The sequence below is a fragment of the Cyanobium sp. T1G-Tous genome (assembly GCF_024345455.1).
Lineage (GTDB): Bacteria > Cyanobacteriota > Cyanobacteriia > PCC-6307 > Cyanobiaceae > Cyanobium_A.
Map to the genome: position 1 here is coordinate 1 of NZ_JAGQBD010000007.1, position 16,664 is coordinate 16,664.

The 16,664-nt window shown below is 50.5% G+C and carries 16 protein-coding genes; 3 read left to right on the forward strand and 13 right to left on the reverse strand.

Annotation, left to right across the window (positions count from 1 at the left end; translation table 11 throughout):
- Positions 1-554 precede the first annotated feature (554 nt).
- Positions 555-746, forward strand: a complete 192-nt coding sequence (locus KBY75_RS05885; RefSeq protein WP_255023306.1) for a hypothetical protein — start codon at positions 555-557, stop codon at positions 744-746.
- A 125-nt stretch (positions 747-871) separates the two neighbouring features.
- On the opposite strand, the gene KBY75_RS15370 is transcribed toward KBY75_RS05885, so the two are convergent.
- From KBY75_RS15370 to KBY75_RS05905, 5 genes are all read right to left on the reverse strand, one after another.
- The gene (locus tag KBY75_RS15370; protein WP_255023307.1) at positions 872-1,054 is read right to left on the reverse strand and encodes a ribbon-helix-helix domain-containing protein; all 183 of its coding nucleotides are present in this window, start codon (positions 1,052-1,054) and stop codon (positions 872-874) included.
- Positions 1,055-1,176: 122 nt separating this feature from the next.
- Complete coding sequence (locus tag KBY75_RS15440) at positions 1,177-1,353, reverse strand: ribbon-helix-helix protein, CopG family (RefSeq protein ID WP_396098023.1); 177 nt, start codon at positions 1,351-1,353, stop codon at positions 1,177-1,179.
- A gap of 470 nt (positions 1,354-1,823) precedes the next feature.
- Positions 1,824-2,018, reverse strand: coding sequence for a hypothetical protein (locus KBY75_RS05895; RefSeq protein ID WP_255023308.1), 195 nt, complete (start codon positions 2,016-2,018; stop codon positions 1,824-1,826).
- 160 nt (positions 2,019-2,178) lie between these two features.
- Complete coding sequence (locus KBY75_RS05900; protein WP_255023309.1) at positions 2,179-2,301, reverse strand: hypothetical protein; 123 nt, start codon at positions 2,299-2,301, stop codon at positions 2,179-2,181.
- Positions 2,302-2,428: 127 nt separating this feature from the next.
- Positions 2,429-2,776, reverse strand: coding sequence for a hypothetical protein (locus KBY75_RS05905; protein ID WP_255023310.1), 348 nt, complete (start codon positions 2,774-2,776; stop codon positions 2,429-2,431).
- Between the two features lie 389 nt (positions 2,777-3,165).
- On the opposite strand from KBY75_RS05905, the gene KBY75_RS05910 reads away from it, so the two are divergent.
- Positions 3,166-3,417 carry a helix-turn-helix domain-containing protein gene (locus tag KBY75_RS05910; RefSeq protein WP_255023311.1) on the forward strand — a complete coding sequence of 84 codons (252 nt, stop codon included), beginning with the start codon at positions 3,166-3,168 and terminating at the stop codon, positions 3,415-3,417.
- A gap of 6 nt (positions 3,418-3,423) precedes the next feature.
- On the opposite strand, the gene KBY75_RS05915 is transcribed toward KBY75_RS05910, so the two are convergent.
- From KBY75_RS05915 to KBY75_RS05945, 7 genes are read right to left on the reverse strand one after another with little or no spacing between them, the layout of a single operon-like run.
- Positions 3,424-3,927 carry a hypothetical protein gene (locus KBY75_RS05915; protein ID WP_255023312.1) on the reverse strand — a complete coding sequence of 168 codons (504 nt, stop codon included), beginning with the start codon at positions 3,925-3,927 and terminating at the stop codon, positions 3,424-3,426.
- Between the two features lie 5 nt (positions 3,928-3,932).
- Complete coding sequence (locus KBY75_RS05920; protein WP_255023313.1) at positions 3,933-4,859, reverse strand: endonuclease NucS domain-containing protein; 927 nt, start codon at positions 4,857-4,859, stop codon at positions 3,933-3,935.
- Complete coding sequence (locus KBY75_RS05925; protein WP_255023314.1) at positions 4,856-5,350, reverse strand: hypothetical protein; 495 nt, start codon at positions 5,348-5,350, stop codon at positions 4,856-4,858. The genes KBY75_RS05920 and KBY75_RS05925 overlap by 4 nt, the downstream gene beginning before the upstream one ends.
- The gene (locus KBY75_RS05930; protein ID WP_255023315.1) at positions 5,350-6,057 is read right to left on the reverse strand and encodes a M48 family metallopeptidase; all 708 of its coding nucleotides are present in this window, start codon (positions 6,055-6,057) and stop codon (positions 5,350-5,352) included. The genes KBY75_RS05925 and KBY75_RS05930 overlap by 1 nt, the downstream gene beginning before the upstream one ends.
- Positions 6,054-9,023: a type I restriction endonuclease subunit R gene (locus KBY75_RS05935; protein ID WP_255023316.1), complete on the reverse strand. Its 2,970-nt coding sequence runs from the start codon at positions 9,021-9,023 to the stop codon at positions 6,054-6,056. Before KBY75_RS05935 ends, KBY75_RS05930 begins: the two co-directional genes overlap by 4 nt.
- Entirely contained in the window at positions 9,023-10,204 is a 1,182-nt protein-coding gene (locus tag KBY75_RS05940) for a restriction endonuclease subunit S (protein ID WP_255023317.1), read from the reverse strand. The genes KBY75_RS05935 and KBY75_RS05940 overlap by 1 nt, the downstream gene beginning before the upstream one ends.
- Complete coding sequence (locus KBY75_RS05945) at positions 10,197-12,263, reverse strand: type I restriction-modification system subunit M (RefSeq protein ID WP_255023318.1); 2,067 nt, start codon at positions 12,261-12,263, stop codon at positions 10,197-10,199. Before KBY75_RS05945 ends, KBY75_RS05940 begins: the two co-directional genes overlap by 8 nt.
- A 297-nt stretch (positions 12,264-12,560) precedes the next feature.
- On the opposite strand from KBY75_RS05945, the gene KBY75_RS05950 reads away from it, so the two are divergent.
- Positions 12,561-12,797, forward strand: a complete 237-nt coding sequence (locus KBY75_RS05950; protein WP_255023319.1) for a hypothetical protein — start codon at positions 12,561-12,563, stop codon at positions 12,795-12,797.
- 3 nt (positions 12,798-12,800) lie between these two features.
- On the opposite strand, the gene KBY75_RS05955 is transcribed toward KBY75_RS05950, so the two are convergent.
- The gene (locus tag KBY75_RS05955; protein WP_255023320.1) at positions 12,801-16,412 is read right to left on the reverse strand and encodes a DEAD/DEAH box helicase; all 3,612 of its coding nucleotides are present in this window, start codon (positions 16,410-16,412) and stop codon (positions 12,801-12,803) included.
- Between the last annotated feature and the right edge of the window lie 252 nt (positions 16,413-16,664).

Sequence of the window (16,664 nt, forward strand, 5' to 3'; positions counted from 1 at the left end):
TCAGTTTTCGTGTCGCCTCCAGCGTCATCGCCCCCCGGTTGTCGCCGGCGACAACCGGGGGGCGATCAGTTCCCCTCACCGGCCAACTTGATTGACGCCAATCGGCCAAGGGGCTTGACGCGGGACAAACCGCCGAGTAGTGGAGCAGGTCTCCATCAGCAGTAGGGATGGTCAGTCGCCCAGTGACCACCACAGCACCGCCAACCTCCTGAACGCTCTGAACCTCCCAGCACCAACCAGGAGCACGATGGTGAAGGTGACGGGCAATGGTGTTCCAAGGGCAGTAGGTCAGGGTTGCGGTTCCCTGCTTCCTTGTCTTGAGGTGCCGAGGGTCAATAGGGCGTGAGAGGTCTGCCAGGGTTTCGGCAGTGGGTCGCAAAGAAAACTTGATGGCAGTGGTTGCCTGAGTGCCGTTGCTGCTGGTCTTGAGCATTGGATTGACTCTCTGTGGAGTTCATTGTTTCAATTGTAATGCATATATGCTGCTTCCTTGAAGTCCTGTGCTCTGAGATCCTGCCTTCGCCCACAATGCTTCTACCACTTGAGCACTCTGGGTGTATTACCCCTCGTCACCGTTGCTTGATGCGCTGGATCACTTCCTTTATCGGATGGATGGGAACCGTGAGTTGGGGCGTGAGTTCTATGCCTCCAGCACCCCAGAGGAGATGGTTGAACTGGCAGAGCACTGCGGCATCTTGATTGATGCCGACGACTTCCGCGCTCTGCTCAGAAGTGGCAGCACTTAGTTTTGGGTTGTTGGTGGCGAGGCGGGTGCTAATCCCATTGCCCATCTACAGCAGGTCTTTAGCGTCTGATTCCTCAGAAGCAGCGCCCTCTCAATAAAAGGGCGCTACTCAGCGGATGATGTTGATTACCCTTCTTTTGAGTGTCGCTCTAGAAGGTGGGACGCAAGGTTGCTAAGTGACCTTCCCTCTTGTTCGCTTTTCATCACCAAATAACTATAGACATTGTGAGGGATAGTGACGCTGATTCGTTGTGGTTTTCTAAAGGCAAGAGGGGTTTGATCTCCGCCTAGGGATGCGTGAGTGCCCACGGTTGGTAAGTCTCGCCTGAGTTGAACGACGCAAGAATAACTTAAAAGTGAATTTGCGCAACCCTGCTAGTGCCATGACCCGCATTATGCCATTTGCGCATATTTTGCTTTTGTCTTTGCTGCTACAGCAAATCTTGCCTGGAAAGGATATCCGTAACCACTTCAGAGAATGAGCGACCAGTTCTCCCTGCTATCGCACTAATTTTTTCCACAATCTCATCGCTCAACTCTAGTTCTATTCGCTTAGGGAAGTCACTTGGGTCAAGGCGATAAGTGGTTTTATCGCCATCAATTACCATTATTTGTGGGTTTGTGAAAAAGGGATTTGGTGATTATTTCTTTTGTTCGTCACCTTTTTTATTTTATCCCCCCCCCCCTGTATCTATCTGGTTTTATTTGGAAATCAAAAGATAAGTGCTCACCAGCGGTTGTGCCCTCCCATCCCTTTGTGCCTGACCCTGTAGACCCTTTATCGCATCCCGAACTTCAGGGGCGTAGTCCCAACTGGTGCGGGTGCGTGAGCGTAGAACCCATCCACCAGGGGCACGAACACCAAAGCGGAGTTCGGCATCGCCAAAGGTGGAAAGCAGTTCGGCGTCTATGGCGTGGCGTTCCTGCTCCAGGGTCTTGATGGTGCCTGTGACCTCCACCCTCCTGCTGAGAAGGGCATCAGGCGTGAGAGATGCCAGATGGGGGAATGGATCTGGGCGTTCAGGTGGCAGGGTCTTGAGAACCCGTTGAAGGTCAGACGGTGAGATCGGTGGAGTCATCAGTCATTCTTGATGGCACCCTCCTTGACCAATCGGTTGTAGTGACACTGAATGGCGTCTTCCACGATGGAAGCGAGGGTGATGGGTTGATTGGTGCGCTGGCGGTGATGCTGGATTTCAGAGACCAGTTTCATCGCCTCCTCACTGAGGCGGATACCGAACTGCTTAGGAGCGTCGGGATGGTCGTATGCCATTGCTGCTGGTGCGTCTAGGGGGAGTGTGGCAGGGGATTCCGCCAGCACCAGCAACGGTCAGGGTTTTCATCGTGACGCCACCAGCACCTGCCTATCAGCGGCGGTGACTGCCTGATCCAGGGTTTGGCGACTGGAGAGGATGGTTGTCCGCCAGCACATCTCACCAACCTGGGTTCTGCGGGTAAAGATCAAACTCACCCGTGAAGCGGGAGAGGCGAATGGAAAGACCCTCGTGCTCAGGGGTTGTGAAGTGCCAGTGGCGGGGAATGGATTGCTGAAGCATCGGATGGAACCTCTGTGGGTTTCAAGGAAAAGGGTTGGAGGGGCGAACTGCTTTGAGTTTCTTGCCCCTCAACACTGAAATCATAGCACCTAATCAGCAAGGTGTGGTGCTTTGTGCTTGAAAGTCGTTAAACCGCAACCAGTTCTGGCACCTCCTGTGCTGCTGCCACCTCCAGAGCAACCGCATCAAGCATCTGATCGGCAACTGAGCGGTGAGTGGTGGGGGTCAGGTCACCAAAGCGGGCATTGAGTGCCTGGGAGAACAGATTCGTGAACTCGGTGCTGATGGTGGTGGAAAGCAGGTCAGCAGCAAATGCCCAGTGCTGAATCATTGAGGCAGCACTGAGGTTTCCGCCCGCAGCAGCATCAGCAGAATCCTGTTCCCACTGGCAGCAGCGGTCACGAAGGGCAGCAACCATCACGCCCTGGGCAGCGTTGAGGGTCGCAAGGTCAATGGTGGAGAAATCGGTAGGCATTGGTCTGAACCTCTGTGGGTTGCTGGTGAGTGGGTTGAGAGGGCGGGTTTCTTTGAACCTCTTGCCCTCAACGCAGTAATCATAGCACAGGGAACTGAGCAGAGGGCGCTTCACGCTTAGAAACCTGCGAAATGCCCCAGTGGATTCCACTGTATGTATCGCTACGGCATCGTTTCCGATTTGCTTTAGAAATGGGGTCGTAAGCGGAGTCGGTATGGTCGCAACTGGTTTCCCATCACTTCTTGCCTTGGTCGCCCTGGTGGGGTTTGTCGTGGTTCAAGCAGTGCTTAAGTTTGGTGCCTAACACTCTGATATCTGTGCCTAGCACGGGAGCATTGTCAGCAAGCACTGCTTTGCCCTTTCAGGGTGCTTGAGGTATTGTGCTCCTTATGGCAAAGCAAGTTCGTCTGACACTCGCCAAGGCACTTGCCAAGGCAAATCTGCGTCGTGCTGAGGCGGGTGAGAAGGCAATCACGATGAACGCTCTGGCAGTGGCGGCAGGAGTGGCAGCAACCACCATCACCCGACTGGCACGGAACGATCAGAAGGCGGCATCAGCACTGTCCCTGGATCTGGCATCCAAGATCGTGACGGTGCTGGATTGTGGGATTGAGGATTTGTTGGAAGTTGTTGAGGCGTGATCCTCCTTACTCTCTGGATAGCAGTGGTATCCCGAGTCTTTCTGCGATTAACTCAAAACCAAGTTCGTTCTTGAATTCCTCAATCTCGTCAAGCACTCCAGATAATCTGACTTTTTGCCAAACGCTGCGGTTGTCATGATGTTCTCTAATAAAGTCACTGCTAAGAGTGTAAAACTCAGGATCTCGCTTTCCTGATTTGCCATCCTTTTTCCCAGTTAGGAAGTTGCCTGCATTGAGGAAGGCAACAACCAGAAAATCAAAGCAGTCCAACTTATCTTCTTTGATTGGGAATGCTCGGTCGCAGTCGCTTGCATAGCGACTTTTCACCTGAATCCTGAGTGAAGGGGCGTCGTTGCTCCCTTTCCCGTCACGCCTTGGATCTGGGTGAATGCAGATAAGGTCATATCCCTCGTTCATGGGAGGTGCCTTGTAGGTGAGGATGTTTCTTCTCATCAGGTGCCCCATGACCAGATACTCTGCACCCTCTGAAAGAACGGGAAATCTCAGCATCTTAATTACGCCTTGATAAGGTCAAATCTGACCTCGTACCTATAGAACTCAATATTGGGAGCAACCTTCAGTGCCCGCCTGATGCGCAAGTCATCTTCCAGTGCAATAATCACTCCACTTACCCGCTGATGCTCTTCGGCGATCACTTCTGCAATGTACCCCATATACCTTTGAATTTGTCCGACCACTGAATCGCTTGCTCTCCCTTTCTTTAATTCAACCACCAGGATCTCATTCTTGTCTTTGCTGATCGCAAGTATGTCTATCGGTCCAGTATCAGTTGGGAACTGCCTGCCGAAGTTGTCTTCTTCTTGATAGATGTCATATTCCCTCCCGAGTGGGGTCTGCGACCAGTTGGCGACAAGGAAATCCTCTAGGTGCTTTTCTAAGGCAAAGACCGCTGGATCCTCAATTGTTTCGTCAGTACTGATTAAAACAGGTTTAGGAGCATCCCCCTTGATCAGACCTTCCAGTTCCTCTCGGTATTTGCTTATCTGACTGACGGTCCCAATTGAACCTGTTGAGTTCTTGAGAGAGTCACTCATTTCAGAGCGATCTATCTTTTCTTCAAACCAGTTGACCTGTCTTTGGTGCGGTTGGTCTACGCCAGGAACAAATCTGTATTCACTTTGTACCTCTCCAACAAAGTATTTTCCTTTGCCATCTGGAGACAGAATGATGTCCCCAATCATGATTCCTTTGCATATAGTCCAAAGTGCACCACAGCGTAAACCTGCAGAAATCTTGCTTTTGCCTGGATTCGCTTCCAGGTAAATGGGGATGAATTGTTTGTTGAATTTCCTCCACTCCTCTGGCAATGAGTTACTCAAATCTTGGTTGATGTCAAATCCAGCGCCGATATACCCTTGCTCTCGGCACTCCTGGGCGTACATACTGCCCTGACCGAGCATGACCCTGTAGAAACTTTTCATTGGTTACCTACTCCAAGTTTTTCTTCAATCAGATCCCATCGCCCTTCGTATTCGCTTATATCCCAACCATTGAACCCTTTTCTTGGTGGCAGGGCAACAGTGCGGATTGCACTTTCTTCGTGCATTCGTCCATTCATGCCTGGAGTCAATAACCACTTTTCATGTGCTTCCTTGATATTGTAGGACATCACTGCTGCTGGGATGATAAAATATTGGAAACCATCAGTTGATTCTGGTGCAGGTATGCCACCTAGGACCCAAAAGAAATTATCTTCATATGGTTTTTCTGCTTTCTTGCCGACGCTGCAAGTCCTTCGTCCTGGGATAAAGGTCTTGACTTGGATGTGAACAAATCTTGTACCATCAATATTGCTGCATAGAATATCGGTATTAGGCGTATTCCCCAGTGTAACGACTGCTGAGTATCCTCTTCTGCAGAGTTCGCCCGCAATAAAAAATTGACTGGCGTTGCCTCTTGTACTTTTATCCATTAGAGCAATCCCACCCCCTGCTCCTTCAACCACTGCCTGTGACCAAGGTAGTCCGTATCAAAGCGACCTACCAACTCCCAGAAGTCCTTGGAGTGGTTGGGGTGGATGAGGTGGCACAACTCATGGATCACTACATAATCCACGATGCTGTGAGGTGCCTTGATGATGTTCCAGTTGAAGACCACCTCTCCCTTTTTATCGCAGGACCCCCAGCGGGACTTGAAGTTACGGACGCTCACGCTTGCTGGCGATACCCCGATCTGCTGGGCATAGCGGTGTGTCTTGTCCTGCAGGCGTTCAAGTGCCCTGGAGCGATACCAGTTCTGCAGGTACTGCTGAATCCTTAGCGCCTGATGCTCACCTTGTTCTGCTGGGCGGATGGTTGCTCTGAGGTATCCACCCGAAAGGCAGACACCCACCTGATGACCCTCTTGAACCTTGAGGCGATAGTTGCGACCCAGGTATGGGAATGATTCACCACTGACCAGTTCCTTGGTGCGGTGAGGGGGGAGGAGTTGGATCTCTGCGACCTTGCTTCTGATCCAGGGGCGTTTCCGTTTGAGGAACGCTGCCACCCGCTCATCGCCCACATGATCAGGGACCCTCACCTGCAAGTCTCTGCCAATTATGTGGAGAGCAGCAGTCCGTCTGATGGATCGGACCACCTCCACCCGCAGACCCAGCACCTCCTCAGGAATAGCAGTCACCTGAAGTGCCTCTTGCCCAGGACCATGAACCTTTCGGTCACTGCATCCACCAGTGCCTTGTCGCCAAAGGGTTGATCCAGGATGGTCCGCTTGATCTGCTTTTTGATTCGGGTGACCTCATCCCATTTGTCAAAGAACCCGACGATCTGAGTTGCCTCTTGAAACTCGGTGACCAGTTCCTTGGTGAGGTCCAGAACCTTCTGGTGAGTTTCTTCGTCCAGGGTGTCGTCGCTTGATGCCTTGGTTATCTCTGCCATCAGTGACCTGTAAAAGGGTCCCTCTATCTCGCTCAGTCCCAGGTCCTCGTTCTGCTGGGTCTTCTCCTGCTCCATCCCGTCACGGAACAGCAGTAGTTGCTGGACAAGTTCCTCCCATTTCTGCTGGCATTTTTGAATGATCTCCTCTAGGCGTAGTGCCAGGGACTGGTAGTACTCAGGGTCATCGTCCATCCGCTCCTTCAGGACCTGCTTTGTGGCATGTTCTATTTCGGACGCCTTTGCTCTGTCGTTGGTCTGGGAGGCGAGAACCTGCTCAAACTCCACATCAAAGAGTTTGGTAGGGGGTACCCGTGGATCAACGCCCGTCGCTCGGACATGCTCTTCAATGAGTGCACGGACCTTCTCACCGCATCCCACGATGTTCAACTGCTCGTCCCGATAGCGGTTACGGCAACCGATGACCACCTTGCCCAGTGCTTTGAGGTCAGGCAGGAAGGGGGTTGCTGCTGGGTCAGGTAAGACGATCTCTACCTGCTTAGCGAAGGTCCGAAATTCCGTTTCAAATTTTTGCCGCTTGAGTTCGTCCTCCATTGCCTCAATGCAGGCATCAATGTCCTGGAGGTCCAGACCCTTGAGGTGCTGCTTGACCCTGGTGTGTGCTGCCTGAAGTTTGGGTATCTCGTCCTTCAGGTTCCTGAGGGCACCTTGGACATCGGTGGAGGAGAAAACCTTGAGGGCATCAGCGAGGTAGTCAGTCAGACCGAAGTAATCAACGATGTACCCGCTGAACTTGTTTGCCTTGGTCCGATTTACCCGTGCGATTGCCTGCAGCAGGGTGTGGTCGGTCAGTTTGCGGTCCAGATACATGACCTGAGCAATGGGGGCATCAAACCCCGTCAGCAGCATGTCCTTGACGATCAGGATGGATAGCGGGTGTTCTGATATGGGTTTTTTGAAGTTCTCAATCGCCTTCTTGTGGTCAGCAGGATTGGTCCATCTTGCGATATGTGCCTTGTCGTTCTGCTTACTTGAGATCACCACTGCTGACTCGGGTGCCCCTGGAATGGAATCCAGTTTTTGCTTGTAGATGACTGCTGCCTCCCTACTGGAGGTCACGATCATTGCCTTGAATCCATTGGGGAGGATCGTCTTGCGGTAGTGCTCCACCAGATCCAGTGCCACCCACTCAATTCGTTGGGGTGCTTCCAGTACTGCCCGCTCTGTGCCGTACTTCTTCTTGATCGCTGCTTTTTCCTCTGGGGTCTTGCCCTGGAAGTAGCGATCAAACAGGGCATCCAGCGAATCGCCTGTGACCTTGGTGGTTGCTTCTCTGCCCTCGTAGAGGATCTGACAGGTGGCACCATCAGCGACTGCCTGCTCAATCGTGTAGGTGTCTATGTAGGACCCGAACTCCCCAGTGGTCTTCTCAGTGGTGATCAGGGGAGTACCCGTGAAAGCGATCTTGGGGGCATTGGGCAGAGCGGTGTTGATGGCAGTACCCAAGGTCCCGTACTGAGTGCGGTGTGCCTCGTCCGCCAGAACGATGATCCGATCTGAGTCGTTGAGGCAGGAGTACCCGAAGTCCCCTTCCTGCAGTTTCTGGATCGTGGCGGTGACCAGATCAGAAGCGTCCTTGGCGAGCAGTTCCTTGAGGTGACTGACCGAAGAGGCATTGAGAACGGATTCCCCTTGAGCGTTTCGGAAGGTGGCAGTTAGTTGCCCATCAAGTTGGGTGCGGTCGGTCAGGAAGACGAGTTTGTAGTCCCGTAGCAGTGGGTCCCTACGGATCTTCTGGGTGAGGAAGACCATGGTGAGGGACTTGCCTGAACCCTGGGTGTGCCAGATGACCCCGCCTTTGCTCTTGCGGTCTCCTGGTGCCCTGAGGCGTTCAATGGTCTTCTGGACTGCCCTGAACTGCTGGTAGCGGGCGATCTTCTTGATCGTGCGACCGCTGTCGGTTTCGTAGAGCGTGAAGTTCTGGATGATGTCCAGGAAGTTCTGCGGTTTCAGCAGACCCTGGATCAGCAGTTGCTGTGCATTGGCAGGGGACCCCAGTTCCTTGGCATCAGTTGGGTATGGGTCCTTCCATTCCAGGTAGTACTCCACTGGGGATGAGATGGTCCCAACCCTTGCTCCATCCCGATGGGTGGAGACCATCACCTGGTTGTAGTGGAAGAGTTTTTCGCATCCTTCTGTGTCGCTTGGATTTCTGAGGTTGGCGTAACGGCGTAGTTGGTTGATCCCCTCTGCCATCGGATCGGTGACAAAGGGTGCTTTGCACTCAATGACCCCCAACGGCAACCCATTCACGAAGAGCAGGATGTCGGGAATGATGTTCTGTGATGGTCCTTGAATCTTGAACTGATCAACGCAGAAGAACTCATTGTTCTCTGGGTTGTCAAAGTCAATCAGTTTCAGGGTCTGACCACGACGACCACTGCCCAGGTCCTGATCCACGCTGAAATATTGGGTGAGTCGTTCCCAGAACCACTTGTTTGACTCCATCAAGGTGGAGAACTGAATCAGGGTGACTTCTCGGACGACCTTGCGGAGGTTGTCTTTGCTGATCCAGGGGTTGATGCGTTGGATTGCTTGCTCAAGGTTGGGCGTGAGGACCACATCCTTGAGTGATGAGCGGTGATTTGAGGTTCCTGGGACGAGTGTTGTGCCATCCAGATGAGACCATCCCAGACCCTTGAGTTGTTCAAGGGCAGGTGCCTCTACAAATTGGCGCTCGTCTCCTGCCATTAGATGCTGACCCTCTTGCGACCTGAGAGGAGGTCAGAGGAAATACTCTCAAATAGACAAACCAATTTACTTTGCTTGGAAAGCAATGCATTTCGGAGCGAATCAATTGAACGGAGAATCCTGACAATTTCGTCTTGTCTTGTGGGCGACGGGAGCGATACAGGAAAATCCTTTAAGATTTCAGTTGTGAGATTGGTAAAAATGCCTCCATGAGTGGCACTTGAATCAAAGATTTGCTGAAGCGGTTTGAAAAAATAGTAAAGATACTCCGTGTTGCATTCAGATGAAATATCTACGATTGCAAGAAAACCGTCATGAATGCAGGCATCAACTGACAAGATAGAAGGTACTCCCACGACCCCACTGCATACGATGGTTAGGGTTCCAGCAGGGACTGGTCTGCTTAGTTTTGCTCCCGCATCTGTCAGAAAGTCAATCCGAGGGGTGACATATTTGCCATCTCTAGTTACATCGGCGACCATTAGGCGAGGTACTCTGCCGCCGTAGTAGCGAGGGTCGCCTTTTGGTCGGGGACTCGCCCCCCTAATGACTCGTCCAATATCAGTTACTGCCACTTTCTTCCATTCCCCTCCCTCATTTTCGGAAAACAATGAAGATAATAGGCATTTTTCTAGATTGTCAAGTTTAGCAATCTCTTCTGCGACTGAATTCAGGTTGCCTTGAGTTCCAGAGAGTATCTCGGCGATCTTCTTCTGCTCGGGGACTGGGGGGAGGTGGATTTCAATCGCTGAGAGGATGGATAGATTGAGTCCCGCTCTCCCGCTGCCGCCCGACAATGACCTTAGTTCTTCGTATCTGCTGGATAGGTTGTAATAGAGAAATTCTGGATCGCAAATATCTTTTGCGACAATGATTGCTGCTATTGATTGATTGGTGGTTAGTTCAAGTTCACTAATTGCTACTTTGCCTCTGGTTTTGCCCTGCCCTGCGAGTGCGACAAGCACGGAGTCCTTTGGAAAGAACTTTGCACTTGAGTTTTTCAAACCAAGGGTTGTGATGCATGAATCTGTCTCTTTGATTCGCTGCTTATGGACCTCGCCTGAAGACATCCAGGGTATAGTTCCGTCTTCCCAGTATTCCTTAATGGAAGTGTCGGGCGTGCCACCTGCTGAAACCTCGCAGAAATCTCCAATCTGCAATCCTTTCCATTCGTCACTCATACCCCAACTCCTTTAAGAACCCGTGCATCACTGCTTCTGCTTCCTTAACCTCGACATCAATCTGAGCGAGTGAGACCCCGTACTTGTCCCACCACCTCTCAAATTGCTGAATCACCCCATCTGGTGCATTACCCAGGTGCTGACGGATCTGGGACTTCTCCTTGATGTCATCCCTAAACTTCAGATACTCCCCATCCTTCGGCACCAGAATCACGCTTACATCAAATCCTTCAAGAATCTCCTGGATGTAATCGCTCTGAGTTTCTTTGATCGGCACTCCACCATGAAGAATGCCACGAACATCAAAGGGTTCTGGCGGTGGTGATGTGTCTGCGTACCGACGGATGTTCAGGTTGTGGTCGTTCTCCCGTATCTCTTCAATCGGTACAATCCGTGAGAACCGCTTGATTTCGTTATAGGCGTCAAAGCATCCAACAATCTTTTCAATGTCTTGGTCTCTCAGGATATTTTGATTCTTGCCTTCCTGGTAGTCCAGTTCAGCGTTGATGAAGAGAACCTTTCCTTTTCGCTCGACACTCTTGTTCTTATTGATGATAATCAGTGAGGCAGGAATTCCAGTGCCATAGAACAACCCTGACGGCAGACCAATCACTGCTTCCACCAGATCATCTTCAAGGATGCCCTTACGGATCTCACCTTCTTGACCACCACGGAACAGGACACCATGAGGAACCACCACTCCCATGACACCTTCCTGATTCAGTGAGGCGATCATGTGCTGGACGAATGCCAGATCACCTGCATCCTTGGGAGGAATGCCGTAGCGGAACCTTCCATACCCATCGTGTTCGGCAGATTCCCGACCCCAGTTCTTCAAGGAGAATGGAGGATTGGCAATCACCCGATCAAACCGCATCAGTTCGCCGTTCTCCACATGCTGTGGTTCGCCCAGGGTGTCGCCCTTGCGAATGTCCGCATTGAAGAACCCATGCAGGAACATGTTGAGTTTGCAGATCGCCCAGGTGCTCAGGTTCATCTCTTGACCAAACAACTGAATGTTCTGCTCGTTCTCCCCGTGTCGTGACAGGTAGTTCCTTGATTGGAGCAACATCCCGCCTGACCCGCAGGTTGGATCCAGCACCTTCATCCCTGCATGAGGTTTGATGAGTGCCACCAGCAACTGCACCACCTCACCAGGCGTATAGAACTCACCACCTTTCTTGCCCGCAGAGTCAGCGAACATTTTGATCAGGTACTCGTAAGCACTGCCCAGAAGGTCAGGACGCTCAAAATCCTCCGTTCTCAGGCGGAACTTGGAGTAGTGGGAGAGGAGGTCCCGAAGTTTGCCGTCGTTGAGTTTGTTCTTGATGTTGAAGTCAATAGAACTAAGAACTCCCTCCAGCGTTGGATTCTGTTCCTCAATCGCTTCGGTTGCCTTGTTCATTTCGGCACCGATGTCGTGCTTGAGGTCCTTGAGGTTCTCCCACCTTCCTTTCTCTGGCACATAGAAGGTCTTGTCGTATTCGTCCTTGTCCTCTGCCAGTGCCTCTGCCTGCTCCTGGGTCTTGCCTTTGTCCAGGTAGTACTGGATCACTACCTCTTGTGCCTCGTCAAAGGCATCGGACAGGCGCTTGAGGAACAGCATCCCGAAGATGTAGTCCTTGAATTCCGAGGCATCCATGCTTCCCCGCAGGATGTCGGCACTCTTCCAAAGGAACCCCTCCAGTTGGGAGAGGGTCAGTTTCTGCCCGATCTGGAAGGTGGGTTCTTGGGTTACCCCATTGCCTCCAGTGGATCGGCGGGGTGTGGGTGCTGAGGGTGCCTCATAGCGACTGCCACCAGGGATTCCTTCCTCCAGTCCAATGGCACCACCACGACCACGACCCTTACGGACCATTCCCAGGGCGAGTGCTCTTTCCTTGACTGCCTCGTATTCCTCCTCGCTGATCTGGCGTTCTGCTGCCCGACTCAGTGCCTCCCGTGCTGACATGTTCCCGATGGTGGTTCCGTCCCCAGGAAGCACCTCCAACAGCAGGTCTCCTAGATCCACCTCTTGGTCTTCGTCGGTATCAGTTTCCTGGATCTGGGAGTCGGTCACTCGGTCTGGTCACTTCCGCCCATTCTCGCCTGCTGGACTGGGTTTTGCCCGTTATGTAGGCGTGCATAGAACCATCAGGATTTACGATGAACGCTTGCCCGACCGTCACATATGGCGTCATCCACCCCTCGCTGCATCAACTGCCAGAACTTCAACGGGTGCCAAGGCGCTAATGGCATCTGCAGGGTCTGGCAAGTCGTGTTGCCTGCTCAGGTGGCGACCAGTAACCGCTGTGAGCATTGGACGGCACCATTGGTTCGGTAGCAGCGCAATGGTTGCGCCTCTATCAACGCTTGGATGCCCCAGGTACTTCAAAGGCATGACTTGCTGGCGCTGGAGAAATTGACCACCATGAGCACCATCCTTGATGACAAGGCAGCGTTGTCACGCCCTTGGACCCCTCTAGAAAAACTGACCGTCCAGCAAGTGGGTATTGAGGATTTGCTTGAAGTTCATTGGCGGCGATGCCTCGATGACGAGGAATTCTCTCACTACCGACAAATCATACCCAGATTGGTTTCGAAAACTATTTAAGTGTCAACTCCGCTTCTCCTTGGGCAACCAATCCCAACCAGGTATATCATCAAGTAATTCTTGCTTATCTCGTGGCAGCATTCCTTTTCTATGCATCTGCCTTTGCCTGGCAACCCAATAGGAAAGTTGTGTTTCCGCTGGCACCTTTAATGTATTTGATGTTTTAACATGATCCACCAAAAATGTGTACATCTCGATCCACCTTGTTTCCGATGGATCCCATTGCCATCCAGGCAAATTTTCTAGTAGTCTAGTTTGATAGTCGCTTAGTTTCTGCCGATATCTGCGTTGATTTGTAATCCAGGTCTTGCTGCTGGTCGTCAATTCCTCTTGTCGACCAGTTGTGAGGTTTTCTCGGATACTTTCATATTGATGCAACCACTTTGAAAATAACGGGTCCCAAGACCAGAAAGGGAGTTTCTCCAGTTCTGTAATTTTCCACCCTTCAAGAATACCTTTAGCATAATTCTGCCTTTGTCTGGTTGCCCAGTAAGTCAATAAATGCTTTTCTGGCAGGCGTAAGTGGGCGTTTGATTCCCAAAACACACTCAACTCTTCGTATCTCAATTTCCATTCGCAGGTGTCCTTATTAAGTATGCACCTGGAAAGTTTATCAAGCATTTCTTGTTGGGTTTGACTGAGCACACCTTTTTTGCCTGCTTCTCGCACTTGTCTTAGTGCATCCTTGAAGATCTGGTCAAGACTGTCTGCTTCCTCAAGCAACTTTCTTTCCCATGCGTGCGGAAGTGTTTCGATTAACACTTTTATTTTTCCTTCAATGATATTGATCTGCTCCGAAACCTGGGACACATGACTTTTGGTAGCGATAATTAGTTTGCCTGTTTCGTCGATATAAATGCTTGGTTCTGGCATCTCAATTGATGCTTCCCTTCTCTGTATGCGTGGAAAATTAAGGCGATTAATTTTCGATGCCTGCTCTTCTGAAAGTTCATTTTCATTGCTGCGCTTGAACTGGTTCTTTAACCATTCTAATAATAGTCTACGCTCACTCCATGCTTCTGCTTGAAATCCGTATATTTCGATATTTTCCTTGGTGAGTCTATAATTCTTTTCCCAAATATCCATTTCTGGATTCCAACTCCATCCCGTGATGGAATTAAGCATGCTAATCCTTTCTTCGCTAAGTTTGCCTTTTCTATATTCTAATCTTTGCCAGTTTGCCCATTGATAATTATTTTGTTTGGAATCTTTATTGGCATTTGTTTCGCATAAACCCTTTGCCTCGTTGAATCTCTTGCGCCATTCGTCTTCCCTCGGATCCCATTGCCAACCTGGTAACGATGTAAGTTTTTCGCACCATTCCTGCTTTAGTTTATTCTGCTTGTACCTGCTTCGTTGCACACCAATCCACGAGTAATATTCATGACATATTGGAATTTCGTCTAATTTTCGATTCTCGGAATACTCTTTTACCCTTAAATACATAGATTGCCATGCTCCCTCGATTGGATCCCAACTCCACTCTGGCAGCGCAGAAAGCAAGTTGCACTCTTTTTGAGGTAGTCTATACTTTCGAAATTGTTTTCTTTGGTATACAACCCATTCTCCTAGTGAACTATGGGATGCGCGGATATTTGAACTTCCATTCTCTTCGACATAGTCCAGTAGTTCTCCATATTTCTCGAACCAGGCGCTCGTTGTTGACTTGACTATTAACGCTTTTAATGCGCTTTCCATTCCATTGCTGACGCTCTTTGGCAGGTCTATATGAATCTTACCGAGATCTATAAATGTGCTTTCCAAATTATTTCTTTTCCCCAGTTCAATCCTTAGTTTATCAAGTTGGTTGTCTAAGGTGTCATCCTGGGACCTCAGCGACAGGAGTACTTTCCACACGACTGCGAACCGACTTTTAAATAGTTCTTCCTCTATTTCGTCAGGTGAACTTATGTACACAGGGAGAATGATGTATCCAAAAGACTTCTCCTCACTCTTTCTGATTGCCCTCCCGACTGCTTGGATGATGTCAACCTGACTACTACGCGGATCTATGAATGCAATTCCATCAAGGGTGGGTACATCGACTCCCTCAGAAAGGCACCGTGCATTTGAAAGAATGCCAATTTCTCCATCCTTTAAATTGCGTAGTCGACCAATCTTGTTATTTCTCTCAAGAGAGGTCATTTCTCCAGAGACATATCCTGTCTGTATTGCTCGCTCTGTCTTTGATGAGATGGGCAACCAATCAACAATTGCTGGGTGATCTTCTGAAAATTTCTTTGCTCCCTTCACCCGACCATGGAAAGTGATCACCCTTTGCAAGTCATATTCGCGGATTGCCTTTGCAAGGGATATGTGATTCGCAAGTGTTTCGTAATCAGTTTCCACCCCGTTGCTGGTTGCAGATAGGGGTCTATGGATGATTTGTGCCTGGATTTCTGGATCATCCACCCCAATGACTACAACGCGATAATCGGTAAGAAGTTCTTTGCTGATCGCTTCAGAAAAATTGAGTCTGTGCAGGACTGTGCCAAAGAGATTCTCATCATCCATCGATGCAACCTCGATGTCCTCTGCGTCTGCTTTTGTTTTGATTTGATTAGATAGAACCCTCGGTGTTGCCGTCATGAACAGACGCTTTTGTGCTCGGATCTTCTGACTGTCGAGAACACATCCAAATGATTCTGAAACCTTTCCCGCACAACGATGCGCTTCATCAGCGAATACGACATCGAATGAAGGTATGCCTGTATCTTGTTGTGCTATTGTGACTAATGGGCAGGATTGGTAGGTGGAGAAAATAATTCCTTCTTCATTATTACTAAGGAACTGTCTGATTTCTGCTGGGTCACTTGTGACTGGGACACCTACTTCGGTTACATGCTCGATCCAGTCATCAACGCTCTTATCCTGCTTTGCTACCGACTTATCAGAACAGACACATATCCAGTTGAACTCTTCTCTGCTTGTTGCTGTCCACTCCCTCAAGGTCTGAGAGAGGAGACTGAGTGATGGAAGAAGAACCAGAGTCCTTTTCGCATTTAGTTCTTCCTTGATCCAAAGTGAGGTCAGGGTCTTGCCTGTGCCACACGCCATTAAGAGTTGCCCTCTGTCCTGGGTCTTGAGACCTTCCACGACATTTCGGATCGCTTCCTGCTGATGAGGTCTGGGTCTGCGCTTGTCCTTTCTGCGACCTGTTGCCAAGTCAAGTGCTGTGGATGGAAATTCGACCTCAGACTGCCTAAAGTGCTCACGGAGAAAGCAGACCACCTGCTTCTCTTGTCGCTCGATGACTTGCATGGCATTTTTCCCAATCCCGTCTGTTGACGCGATTAGAAGTCGCCCGTGAATTCTGGGATCGTTGGACTCACTAAGGAAACTATCAATCTCTGCCTTGGAGATTTCACGATCAGGTGATACGCATTTGGATTGGACTGCCCAGTGCTTGCCATTTCGATCTTCGTAGACAAGATCAATTCCGCAGTCTTTCCCCCATCGGTCAGGGTATTCATCCCACAACCAAATTTTCTGAATCTTGGTTGACCACTCAGGATCTTCCCTCAGGAACCATGGAACGAAGACCTTCTCAAAGAACTCCCCACGCTTCCCGCTGTCGTCAGGGAGAGACCTGTAGAACTCGTCAAAGGTCGCCATCGTTCAGACCTGCCAGCAGATTCCCAGGTGTTGCCCCAGCACACCATTGCCTGCTCGTACTGTGCTGTAGGTCGCTGAGTCGGTCACTCGGTCTTGTCACTTCCGACCATTCTCGCCTGAGTGCCTGGGTTTTGCCCGTTATGCAGGGGGTGCATGGTTCTGGATGGATGCCTGTGGGAACACTGTGAGCAGTCGCCACCAGACCGATGACCACACTCACTACTGCCTCTCTCTCCACAGAGGTGCTTGAGA

Excerpts from the sequence above, each read along its gene's own strand:
- KBY75_RS15440 (WP_396098023.1), bottom strand. The coding sequence starts at position 1,353 with ATGGTAATTGATGGCGATAAAACCACTTATCGCCTTGACCCAAGTGAC.
- KBY75_RS05895 (WP_255023308.1), bottom strand. The coding sequence starts at position 2,018 with ATGGCATACGACCATCCCGACGCTCCTAAGCAGTTCGGTATCCGCCTC.
- KBY75_RS05900 (WP_255023309.1), bottom strand. The coding sequence starts at position 2,301 with ATGCTTCAGCAATCCATTCCCCGCCACTGGCACTTCACAACCCCTGAG.
- KBY75_RS05905 (WP_255023310.1), bottom strand. The coding sequence starts at position 2,776 with ATGCCTACCGATTTCTCCACCATTGACCTTGCGACCCTCAACGCTGCC.
- KBY75_RS05910 (WP_255023311.1), top strand. The coding sequence starts at position 3,166 with ATGGCAAAGCAAGTTCGTCTGACACTCGCCAAGGCACTTGCCAAGGCA.
- KBY75_RS05915 (WP_255023312.1), bottom strand. The coding sequence starts at position 3,927 with ATGCTGAGATTTCCCGTTCTTTCAGAGGGTGCAGAGTATCTGGTCATG.
- KBY75_RS05920 (WP_255023313.1), bottom strand. The coding sequence starts at position 4,859 with ATGAAAAGTTTCTACAGGGTCATGCTCGGTCAGGGCAGTATGTACGCC.
- KBY75_RS05925 (WP_255023314.1), bottom strand. The coding sequence starts at position 5,350 with ATGGATAAAAGTACAAGAGGCAACGCCAGTCAATTTTTTATTGCGGGC.
- KBY75_RS05935 (WP_255023316.1), bottom strand. The coding sequence starts at position 9,023 with ATGGCAGGAGACGAGCGCCAATTTGTAGAGGCACCTGCCCTTGAACAA.
- KBY75_RS05940 (WP_255023317.1), bottom strand. The coding sequence starts at position 10,204 with ATGAGTGACGAATGGAAAGGATTGCAGATTGGAGATTTCTGCGAGGTT.
- KBY75_RS05950 (WP_255023319.1), top strand. The coding sequence starts at position 12,561 with ATGCCCCAGGTACTTCAAAGGCATGACTTGCTGGCGCTGGAGAAATTG.
- KBY75_RS05955 (WP_255023320.1), bottom strand. The coding sequence starts at position 16,412 with ATGGCGACCTTTGACGAGTTCTACAGGTCTCTCCCTGACGACAGCGGG.